This window comes from Pedobacter sp. 01N416 (genome assembly GCF_056399685.1).
This window is the reverse complement of sequence record NZ_JBFTRT010000103.1, coordinates 1-10,959: the sequence shown is the minus strand read 5'-3', so window position 1 is coordinate 10,959 and position 10,959 is coordinate 1. Positions and strand designations below refer to the sequence as shown.

Below are 10,959 nucleotides of genomic sequence, written 5' to 3'. Positions count from 1 at the left end.
GATAAGCACTTTTCAGCGGCGCTAAATTGAACATATCATATTAAAGTTAAGTTAAGACTAAATTAATATATTAATTGAATGTTCATTCAATCTATTAAGAAAAATAAATTTGCAGAATACAACTACTTTTGATTAGTTTGCCTAATTAAATTAACTGCACGATGGGACGTAAAAGTCTAAAAGAGACAAGACGACTGGAAATTATTAAGGTATTTTACCAGGTGGCCAAGAAAGAGGGTTACGAAAATACCTCTATTGCGAAGATTGCAAAGGTGATGGATATTAACCCAAGCCTTATTATTCATTATTTTGAAACCAAAGAAGGACTTACCTATGAACTGATCGATCATATACTCGATCGGTATTTATTGATTTATACGATAAAGCACAAAGGGAAAGCAAAACTAGATGATTTACAGGGCACTATTGAAATGCTGTTTTCTAAAAAATGGAACCTGCTTTTTGATGATGGATTGTTTTATACCTTTTATGCTTTGGCATTCAGGGAGAAAAAGATCAAGTTGAAGTAYAAACTTATTTTGGATGCCCTCCGCAATGGTCTAGCTTTAATGATTGAACAGTGCAACGAACAGGATATTACACATGTGGAGAACCCTCAGGTTGCCGCTGATTTTATTTTTGTACTGGTTGATGGTGCATATTTTTACCTTTCAATGGAAAGCGATAAAAAAGCATATTTAGATCGTTTAGCGTATTATAAACAAAAGGCATATGATGCTCTTTCTATACCACCCCTTAAGGCTGTTTCTGCTCCCGTTTGCTAAACTGCCTGCTTAAAGCATACAAACCAATAGACATCCAGAGCACATTTGCTGCGGCATTTGGTAGATCGTGGGTGTCTAACGCAGTTATAGCTAAACATAAACCACCCAGTATGTTAAGTGCCTGAAAAGAGAGAGAATCGGCACGGATTAATTTCATGCTTAAAAAAAGGTACCCAAGTGTACAAAATAGCACTCCAGACCATCCGATAATTGACATCACTAAATTCATCATGTTGTATTGTTTGCTAGTAAAGCTATGAAATAATGTGATTACATCTATAGGAATCAGCGGGCAAAAAATCACTTTGGTTTAGATTTTTGCAGCCTAAATAATTGCTGAAATAGATTTGTTTGCTGCGTCACATATTTTAAACAGCACTGTGTATTTTAAACACAAACTGTTATATTTAGCTGAAACAAAAGTAAATATGGATTTGAACATGGTTACCCTCAGCGTGATCAATTACATTAATGATTATGATTATTATAACTCGCTTACAGATTTAAATAGCGATACAAATTCAAAATCTTTTACCAAACTGAACGAAATTAGGGAAAGGAATAAACGTCATATTACAGAGCTTTTTCCTAATGTGAAATTTCGCGATAGTAAAAACCAGCTACTTGCAGTGGGCAGTTTTAAGCATGCGGTTAAAGCAAGGATCGAAACATTATCGAAGAAGGAAATAGAAGATTATCTCGAAACATTTAAAAAAGATGCTAAAAAAATAGCCAGGTTTTATAGAAGGATCAGGAAATAACTGCGAAAATTCCCTGATACTGAGGTGATAAACCTGTTTTGGTATTGAACAGGTTATTTTATATTAACATTAGCACTGTATTTTTGGTTATCTATATGGTTAGTATAAGTTTTCAATTTTTTGTATCATGACAGCAGCAATCGATTCAATCGGCAACGACCATTTTCAAGGCGTATGCCCATGTGGTAAGGGTGATAAATCGGATATGGAAAGAATTCCACGGACATTTATGATGAAAACCCTGTTATTCTGGTTACCCGTGAAACGTTATAGGTGTTACCGCTGCATGCGTAACCGCTGGGTACTTGGAAGAAAATCACATCAAATCAGCCGATAAAAATCTATTCGTGTAAAACCAGGATTGCTTTTACTGATTTGTTTAATACCTGATTAACCGTACTACTGGTAAATAACCGGTAAATAATATTGTGGTGATGTTTAACTAAACAAAGTATATCAGTGTGGTTGTTTTTAATGAAATCCATAATACCGTTTGGAGCACTACTGTCCATAATGTAGTTAAATTCTATTTCTGTATCTGGAAGTAACGCTCTAATTCTTTTTTCTCCGGTTTGGATATGTACCTCATCCGATTTCTCAGCAACATAAAGTACCTGCATTTTTCTTGTACCCGAAGCTTTTAAGAGTTCGCTCAGTGCTGTAATATCTTTAGGTGATAAAACGGTTTCATAGTCTGTGGCCAGTGTAATAATCGGGAAGTTTGTAAAACTGCTTTCTAAAGGAACAATTAGCGTTGGGATTCTCATTTTAGTAACCACCATACTAGCGTTGCTACCCACAATACCACTAATGCCGGTTGCCCCGGTAATGCCCATTACCAAAAGTTCTACCGGATTGTTTTCGGTATGATTGGTAATTACTGCCCTTAAAAAACCAACATCGCATTTAGTTTCCAATTTAATATCAGTGTGGTTTTCTTTTGCTTTAATGTTTTCGGCCCATTCTTTTAAGGCGATCCTTTTGTTTTCGTAATAGGATTCGATAAAAATGGCATTATAGGTACTGTTGTTTATGCCTTCGGTAGGGTGGATGGCGTGGATGGCCACAACCTCCATTTTTAATGTTTTTGCCATAGCCAAAGCGTAAGCCAGGGCATTTCCTGCACTTCTCGAAAAATCTGTTGCTACAAGTATCTGTTTCATTTTTTGAAGGATAAAATGGGATTTGAAAGAGGTTAGATAAACAAATGAAAAAGCATAAATAACAAGATGGCTAAAACGATCGATACCGGCAGAGTAAGTATCCAGGCTAAGCCAATATTTTTTAAGGTATTATTGTTTAAATTTTCTTTTCCGCCAGAGGCCACCATGGCACCGGCTATTCCGCTCGATAGTACATGTGTGGTACTTACCGGTAATCCGAAGGCGGTACTTAAACCGATGGTAGATGCGGCTACAATTTCAGAAGTTGCACCCTGAGCATAATTTAAATGTTCATTTCCAATCTTCTCGCCAATGGTAACCACTATACGTTTCCAACCGATCATGGTGCCAAGGCCCAGTGAAATGGAAATTAAAAGTACAACCCATAAAGGTGCAAACTCAACCACTTTAGCTAATTCGGTAGTATTATCAGCAAGAAGCTGATCGTCTGCTTTGTTAATTATCAGTGTTTTATCTGTCCTTACTACTTTTACCGAAGCAATTACTTCTTCTATCTGCTTACGGAAAAGATAGGTATTTTTTTTATCTGTTTCATTTTTTAGCGACAGGTGGAATTTAGCCTTATCTATTTTAGTTACCAGTGTATTAATATCCAATCTTTTGCCCTGATTAAGCGCTGCTGTTTTTTGAAGTACCTGTTCGGTTTGGTTCAATTGGAAAAGTACTTTATCATTCGGGATATGGTGATTTACTGCAAATTTTGCAGGCAAAAAAGCAATCAGGATCAGCATAAGCAAACCAACACCCTTTTGTCCGTCGTTACTGCCATGGAAAAAGCTAACTAAGGTACAAGTGGTGATGAGTAAGCCCCTAATGAGTAAAGGAGGACGGTCGTTTTCACCGTGTGGGATATGGAAAAGCGCATGATACTTTACGGTATGTTTTAAAAAGTACATCAGCAAAACGGCAAGTCCAAAACCAATAATGGGCGATAAAATTAACGATAAGCCAATTTCTTCGGCCTTGCCCCAGTTTACGCCTTTACCTCCGTAGTACCAGGTAAAGGCCAGGCCAGCACCAATCATAGCGCCTATCATAGTGTGCGAACTCGAGCAGGGGATACCCAAATACCAGGTACCCAGATTCCATGCGATTGAGGCCAGTAAAACGGCCAATACCATAGCAGCACCCACGCCAATAGGAAGGTTCATTAAGGCATCTAATGGAACAAGTTTTAAAATGCCCATGGCTACGGCAATCCCACCGGTAAATACACCCATAAAATTCCAGAACCCCGACCATGGAATAGCGATAACAGGTCTAAGTGCTTTGGTATAAATCACTGTAGCTACCGCATTGGCCGTATCGTGGAAACCGTTAACAAATTCGAAACCAACCACGGCAAGTAAGCAGATTATAAAAATGATGACAAGAGGAGTACTTAAATCGGTGTTTCCCAGAAAGGGAATGATGTTGCAGAACGACGGCATAAGATCAGTTTGGATATCCATAGCAGATAACGGTATCTGCGCTATTCAAATAAATGAATAAGTAGCTGATTTAAATCGTGTTGTAGGTTAAATGATTGTTATCAATAGGTTAATGCGCAAATTGTAATAAAAGAAAAAGGGAACACCTAGTGCAATTGCTTGGTTTTCCCCATTTTCTATAAAATAAATATAAATCCTATTGAAAATACTGAGAAAGATCTGTTAATCTTCCACCTGATACATAAATAGATCTGGTTGGAGTGGTAACAGCTGTTCTGGCATCTGCAATTACAAATAACTTTGATTTTCCTGCTTCAAAATTTATCCCGTTTTCAGCAAAGGCTGCAGTGATTCTACCCTCATTAGGCTTTAGCGTATAACCATTAAGCACTAAAGGAGTACCAGGAGTATAAGGCTCGGTATTGGTTCCTTTTTCAACAATATCAAAACTGTAAATATAATTTGTCCCTGGTAAAGGAGGTAGTTCTATCGAATTAAAAGATCCATTTTTAGGTAAGGTAAATCTAAGCTCGGGTGTTACTTTTGCTCCGGCAGTTGTATTCGATGCAGTTTTAAGCCTGGTATAGAAAACAAGGTCTACATCAACATTTTTAAATTGATTCGGAAATGTAGTTTCAAATTTAGCTGTCAGCATCATGTTAGCAAGATTAACAGGTGGATCAACTTTTACATTATCGACTATTTTAATGCCATCAAAAAAGAAGCCGATATTTTGCTGTGCCGTGACCGATTCGATTGTTTTGGTTAAGAGAATAGCAGTTTCTCCTTTTTTGCGGACGGTGATTTCTCTTGTAGTACCTTTATCAATCAGGACGGAAGATAATTTATCTATGGCGCCATTACCTGAAGAAAATAGAGTCCCATCCAACAGGAATTCGAGTTCGCCAGATAGTGCATAGCCTTTAAGTCTTAATGAAATGGCATTGTTATATATTTTGGTCCCATCATAAAACAGGCTAATATTCTGATCGAATGGAGTAGCCATAATGGTTCTGGTAAGCAATATTTCGGAAGTACCCTTTTTTCTGATCTTTAAAACGGCATTCTGGTCTTTTACGGCAAGCAAGGTTTTTAAACTGATGCCACCTGCGGGCGGAGTAGCTATTATACTGTCTTTATATAGGTATTCGAGCTCAACACTGGTTGTCCCACTAATGCTTAGCTGGATAATTTTAACTGGTTCTGGCTGTAGGAGTTCTGCTTTGCGACAAGATAAACTTAAGACTGCAAGAGTAGAAAGAAAGAAAAGGGTAAAAATTTTTAGTTTCATATAAAGTGTCATTACATTTAAAAACAGTTGCCTGTTTTTATAATAAAGAGACCATACCCTAGGGTATAGCCTCTTTGTGTTAAGAGAGAAAAAAATTAGAATACAAGTTTAGACCAGCCAGCTGACCAGGTTGGTAAAGTAACCGTAGCTGGAGAACCTGGCGTGTTGTACCATGGTTGGCTTACACCAAAATAACTTGCATTGGTTGGGTTAACAACTAATGAGTTACCACCACCATCAACGTAAGTGCCAGATGCTGTAGTGATTGCGTTAACGAAACCATGAACAGATGTAGTACTGATACTTGAAACACCGGCTGGAGCATCTGCATCAAATGCGATACCTGTGTTGTAACCAGAAACAATTACATCGATCAAATCAACTTCAGAACCTCTACGCTCGCGGATACCGTTACGGTAACCTAAACCGGCAATACCTGAAGGATTTTCAGTTCCGAATATACTTACGTTAATTAAAGTTGGGTGTGTTTTAGGGGTTAGGCTAAATGTAGCATCTTCTGCAGTCGCATTGTTATCAGATTCGATACCGTTAGAATCGCTGTTACCACCACTTGTACTGTGGGTTGAATTTTTATCGGCAATGGCTACTGCATCACTTAATGTACCTGTAAAACCATTGTCGAAATCAAATTGATCATCATCAGAAGCTAAAGCAATTAAATTGCTTGCGTTAACTGTACCACCGAAAAATTCGAATCCATCATCAAGACCGTAAGAAACCTGTACGTGATCGATAGTTGTACCGCTACCTACACCGCCTAAAGTTAAACCGTTAACCTCAACGTTTGGAGCCAACTGGAAACCAGCATACTCAATACGTACATATTGGAAGGTACCACGGTTATCGGCATCGTCAGAACCTCCGTAATGGAATTTAGATTCGTTAGCTAAACCTTCAATCAGTTTATCACCAACGTTGATCGTTGCATTACCTAAAATAATGGTACCACCAAAATCACCAGGTTTACCTGTTGTGCTGGCATCACCATCTAAAAGGTAACGGCTGGTGAATACAATCGGATCGTTAGCTGTACCAACAGCATTAATGGTACCGTCTTTTGCAATAACCAATACACCGTTCTGTACACCAGGAGTATTAACTGATGCTTTGATATAAGTACCAGCCTGGATGGTTAATGTTGCACCGTTTCTAACCGTTACTACACCACTAATTTCGTAAACATTTCCTGGGGTCCAGGTAACAGAGCTGGTAATGTCTCCGCTAACGGCTACAACAGGTAATGATGATTGTGAATAATCTGCGGCTGAAGTGCTGCGGTTGCCAAATGCAGGAGAACCACCTTCATTTTTTTTACAAGCTGTAAAAGAAACAGCAACAATTGATAAAAGACCGATTAAATTTTTGAAATTTTTCATTTTCGTTTTTTGTTTTTCATAGGATCTTATAGGTAGGATCCATGTTTTTTAGGTTGATTTTTTTCGTTATTTAGAGGTAAGGGCAGATAATTCCTTCTTTTTTATGGAAATAAAGGCCTACATATCGCTAAATAGGATGTTTTTTATATCTTAGTATTTCTTTATTGATAACTAAGAAGAGCTGTTAGCCGCCCTTGGCTTTTAACAGTAGGTTTTTTAAATATTTCAGGTTTATCCTGGATTGCCGTTCCACTAGAAATGATCGGTTTAAACGAAGGGTTCTGGTACAACCTTTCGTTTTTTTATGGCTATGCAGGAAACTTCGTTCCTCCTTTCTGATTAACTGGTTTAACCTTATTTATACTGTTTTTCATGGTAGTTTTAAAAATTGTAGGTAATAGAGGTACTGTATGTACGGCCGAATTTTTGAGAGAACAGGACCTGATCGCCATCTTCCAATTTGTTTGTAAAGCCGGGTTTTAAGCGGTTTAAATTACTATAGTCAGCCGTTCCGGGAACATAATCGGGATTACGCTCATAGCTTCCTGTATTTCTGAAAATAACCGATGCTTTATTAAGCAGATTGCCCGCATTTACCTTTACCTCGAACCTTTTTTTATAAAATTTATAACTCACCTGTGCGTCAATCTGGTCTCTCGGGTTTTCGTATTCGATGCGGTTAAGCTCTGCACTAACAAGTGTTGTTTTCCGCCCTGATTTATTGTAGGCAATATTAAACCCAAAATGCTCATCCAAATACTGTAAACCTGCGTTGATGAGGTAAGGAGATTGCCCGTACATATTTCTTTTTACTTTGGTATTTACAACCATTTCGTTTCCATCAGGCCCAGCTGCTTTATAAGTACCTACAACATCGGCAGTTTGCAAAGTGAGATTGCCATAAAGGGTAATGCGTGATAAAAACGGATTGCTGGTAATAAAGCCAAGGTTTTTCCTGAGTTCGAATTCTAAACCATAAACTTTAGCTTCATCAGAATTTAAGATGTAGTAAAAACCACTATTTCCGTTCGATAAACTAAAAGTAACTTCAACAGGCTTATCAAAGCGCTTGTAAAAGGCACTAGCCGAAATGATTTCACCTAACCCTGGGAACCATTCTACTTTAAAATCGTAATTTTTAATTTGTGTACTCACTAATCCTTGATTACCAAACTGCGCATCGAACATAGGATCATACCTGAAAAACTGACTGTTATCCATTAACTCAGGTCTGATGGTTGTGTTAGAAAAAGCAGCCCTAATATTGATCGCTTTGGTTGGGCTATAAGTAAGGTTGGCCGATGGTAACCACCTCCATTTCTTTTCGTATGGCAACGCAAAAGAACTTGCTCCCCTTACATTAATATCATTACGTAATTCGGTGTATTTATAATATTCGGCTCTAACGCCCCAAACCAGGCGCAGTTTTTCGGCAAGGCGGTTATCCAGCATCAAATAGCCAGCCTGTGTAATGCTTTTACCTTTATAGCCATTTAGAAAATAATTGTTTATATAGTAATTGTAACCGTTATTACCAATTTTTGCTGGATCAATCATTTGGGCAATTGGGATATACCTTAAACTATCGGCTATTGTTGGGCTTTGAACCAATGATGCAATTTGCCAGTTTAACGATCCTTCCTTATGTATACCAAAATAACCTGTTTTGAAGCTGTTGTTTAATGGCCCGGTTTTAAATGGTATGCTGGCATCTCCATTCCACGAAAAATGATGTTCATTATTACTATAGTTATGGCGTGAAGTGGGTTTTATATAACCTTCTGATTGTGCGCTCGCTCCATAAAAGTATTCGTAATCGTTACCTACTTTTTTTAAGTTCTGTGCAGCAATGCCAAGATCTTTTTCTTTCCGGTCTATAGATGTTCTGGATAAATTCCATTCTAACTTTACCTTTCCAACCTGGTGCTGACCGTTCAGCTTATTTTGTGACAAATCTGTATAGGTAGGATCGTCTGCTTCTATAATTCTGTTGGGTTTTAAGCCAGCAGCAAAGAAATTTCCACCTTCGTCAGTGTCATAACCAATGGTTCGGACAAGATCGTTGTTGTAGATATGCGTATAGGTATTGCGGAAACTGAATCGGTTTTTATCCAATTGTAAACCCACATTGATCATTGCTGCAAGGGTGGTATTGAACATGTATTTGGCACCAGTGTTGGTTGTATTGGGGTTCCAGTCGCTTCTGGTTTGCTGTTCAATTGTATTGATGTTCTGGTTGTTGCGATAATTTAAAGATGCGGTAAAACCAAGTTTTTTGTTATTCGTGGTATCGATACCAATTATCTTCCCAATAGTAAACTGATAGTTTTGCGATGGGGCAGTTTTATATTTATACATCGTAAAATTATCTTTGGTAAACTTCTGGCTCTGTGCAATCAGCTTTTGCTTATACTGCTCATCTGTAAGGGTATTATTGGGTGAAATGGTACGGTCGGTGTGTTGTAAATCGGCAGGGAATTTTCTTCTTCCGTCGTCAAATCCGAAATAATCATATTTACCGCGCTGATGGCTTAAAAAATCTTTACCTGTGCTTTCATCGTTGTAAGCAGTACCTGCAGTAAAACCCATGAAATTTTCAGTGGGGATGTCTTTAGTGTTAATTTGGATCAATCCACCACCAAAACTGCTGTTCATATCAGGAGTAACTGTTTTGCTGACAACTACATTGTCAACTAGGCTGGAAGGAATGAGATCGAAAGAGAAATTGCGGGTTTGGGCTTCTGTGCTTGGCAGGGTAATCCCATCTAACTGGGCAGTGTTGTAACGTTCGCCAATACCACGCACAAGTACCAGTTTATTATCTATTGAGCTTAGCCCACTAATGCGTTTCAAACTTTCACCAATGTTTTTATCCGGTGTTCTGCCAATTTGTTCTGCGCTGATGCCATTGCTGATTTCGGAGGCGTTTTTCTGCCGGGCCAATAAACCCTCAACTGATGCTTTTTTGTAACTGGCCGTTACCACCACTTCCTGAAGGCCTTTTGCATCAGGTTTTAACGAAATGTCTAATGGTGTATTTTTGTCTGCCTTTACGTTTACCTCGCTAATGCGTTGGGTAACAAAAGAAATATAACTAACCTCTACAGTATAAGTACCAGGTTCAATGCTTAAAGTATAACTTCCATCACTGGCGGTTTGCGTGGCTTTGCCTGTTTGGATAACCTTTATGGAGGCACCAGGAAGGGTTTCACCTTTTTCATCAAGTATTTTCCCCGATATGCGTCCAGGTTTTACCGGATCAGGAAGTTTGTAAAGCAATATGGTATTGGTATCAGCAAACCTATAGGCTACCCTGGTTCCTGAAAGTATTTTTTTGAGGATCAGTTCAAGGGGCATGTTTTTTACCTCGAGGCTTATTCTGCTGTTCTGGCTAAAAATCGATTTATTGTAATTAATCGACAAGCCTGCTTTTTCCTCTAAAAGACTAAGGGCATCCGAGATGCTCATTTCGGCTATTTTGATGCTTACACTACTTTCTCCTGGTGTTTGCTCAAAGTTTCTTGCTAATGCCTGATTTGACAAAAGGGCGCACAACACCAACATAAATGCCGCTGGCCTGTAATCGAAATTGATAATATATTCTTTTATATATTCATAAAACCCTATTTTCATAGGTTCAAGATGTTTTTTAATTCTCACGGGTTAAAAACTTTTGTTTAGGAGCTGGATTGTTCGAGCAATCCGGCTCCATGTTTGTGTTAAGAGGTTTAATTTATTTTTCATAGGTGTAAATCCGGTAATAATGCGCAGGTATGTTGCGCGCTCAAGTATAAGCTAACCTATCATTGGCAGCCCTCCCCCCATACGGTAATTGTTTTAGTACCGGTATCTATTTTGTATTTCAGGTGTTTCCCACTCATTACATGTAGCTCTTTCATCACATTGGTAATACTTTTGTTCGAAAAGGTGGCATTAAACCTGCATTGATTAAGTTTATTACTCTTCAGCTCAATGTGTACATTGTAATATCTTTCCAACGATTTGAGCATATTTGGTAGCGTTACATCTTTAAAAGCGAAGCTATTTTTGATCCAGGCATTTACTTCTGTTATCCGTTCAGTATGTACAGTATAATTACGTTCCTTTAAAT

Annotated in this window: 9 protein-coding genes; 2 read left to right on the top strand and 7 right to left on the bottom strand. The window is 38.2% G+C overall.

Translation table 11 applies throughout. The annotated features are described in order from the left end of the window. The first annotated feature begins 161 nt into the window (after positions 1-161). On the top strand, positions 162-785 hold the full coding sequence (locus AC1DND_RS08015; RefSeq protein WP_477580601.1) for a TetR family transcriptional regulator: 624 nt from the start codon (positions 162-164) through the stop codon (positions 783-785). On the opposite strand, the gene AC1DND_RS08010 is transcribed toward AC1DND_RS08015, so the two are convergent. After that, positions 757-1,002, bottom strand: coding sequence for a CBU_0592 family membrane protein (locus tag AC1DND_RS08010; protein ID WP_477580603.1), 246 nt, complete (start codon positions 1,000-1,002; stop codon positions 757-759). The genes AC1DND_RS08015 and AC1DND_RS08010 overlap by 29 nt on opposite strands. A gap of 163 nt (positions 1,003-1,165) precedes the next feature. On the opposite strand from AC1DND_RS08010, the gene AC1DND_RS08005 reads away from it, so the two are divergent. After that, entirely contained in the window at positions 1,166-1,546 is a 381-nt protein-coding gene (locus AC1DND_RS08005) for a hypothetical protein (RefSeq protein ID WP_477580599.1), read from the top strand. Positions 1,547-1,887: 341 nt separating this feature from the next. Here AC1DND_RS08005 and AC1DND_RS08000 read toward each other — a convergent pair whose 3' ends face one another. The 6 genes from AC1DND_RS08000 to AC1DND_RS07975 all read right to left on the bottom strand — a co-directional run. Then, positions 1,888-2,709, bottom strand: a complete 822-nt coding sequence (locus tag AC1DND_RS08000; protein WP_477580597.1) for a universal stress protein — start codon at positions 2,707-2,709, stop codon at positions 1,888-1,890. Between the two features lie 32 nt (positions 2,710-2,741). Then, positions 2,742-4,160 (bottom strand): inorganic phosphate transporter, encoded by a 1,419-nt coding sequence (locus tag AC1DND_RS07995; RefSeq protein WP_477580595.1) that lies wholly within the window; start codon positions 4,158-4,160, stop codon positions 2,742-2,744. Between the two features lie 196 nt (positions 4,161-4,356). Beyond that, the gene (locus tag AC1DND_RS07990; protein ID WP_477580593.1) at positions 4,357-5,451 is read right to left on the bottom strand and encodes a hypothetical protein; all 1,095 of its coding nucleotides are present in this window, start codon (positions 5,449-5,451) and stop codon (positions 4,357-4,359) included. Positions 5,452-5,546: 95 nt separating this feature from the next. Then, the gene (locus AC1DND_RS07985; protein WP_477580591.1) at positions 5,547-6,848 is read right to left on the bottom strand and encodes an autotransporter outer membrane beta-barrel domain-containing protein; all 1,302 of its coding nucleotides are present in this window, start codon (positions 6,846-6,848) and stop codon (positions 5,547-5,549) included. 381 nt (positions 6,849-7,229) lie between these two features. Continuing rightward, entirely contained in the window at positions 7,230-10,481 is a 3,252-nt protein-coding gene (locus tag AC1DND_RS07980; protein ID WP_477580589.1) for a TonB-dependent receptor, read from the bottom strand. 170 nt (positions 10,482-10,651) lie between these two features. Beyond that, a partial coding sequence (locus AC1DND_RS07975; protein WP_477580587.1) for a FecR domain-containing protein occupies positions 10,652-10,959 on the bottom strand: 308 nt, incomplete at its 5' end.

What these genes read in the sequence shown, in the direction of transcription:
- AC1DND_RS08010 (WP_477580603.1), bottom strand. Translation starts at nt 1,002, where the DNA reads ATGTCAATTATCGGATGGTCTGGAGTGCTATTTTGTACACTTGGGTAC.
- AC1DND_RS08000 (WP_477580597.1), bottom strand. Translation starts at nt 2,709, where the DNA reads ATGAAACAGATACTTGTAGCAACAGATTTTTCGAGAAGTGCAGGAAAT.
- AC1DND_RS07995 (WP_477580595.1), bottom strand. Translation starts at nt 4,160, where the DNA reads ATGCCGTCGTTCTGCAACATCATTCCCTTTCTGGGAAACACCGATTTA.
- AC1DND_RS07990 (WP_477580593.1), bottom strand. Translation starts at nt 5,451, where the DNA reads ATGAAACTAAAAATTTTTACCCTTTTCTTTCTTTCTACTCTTGCAGTC.
- AC1DND_RS07985 (WP_477580591.1), bottom strand. Translation starts at nt 6,848, where the DNA reads ATGAAAAATTTCAAAAATTTAATCGGTCTTTTATCAATTGTTGCTGTT.
- AC1DND_RS07980 (WP_477580589.1), bottom strand. Translation starts at nt 10,481, where the DNA reads ATGAAAATAGGGTTTTATGAATATATAAAAGAATATATTATCAATTTC.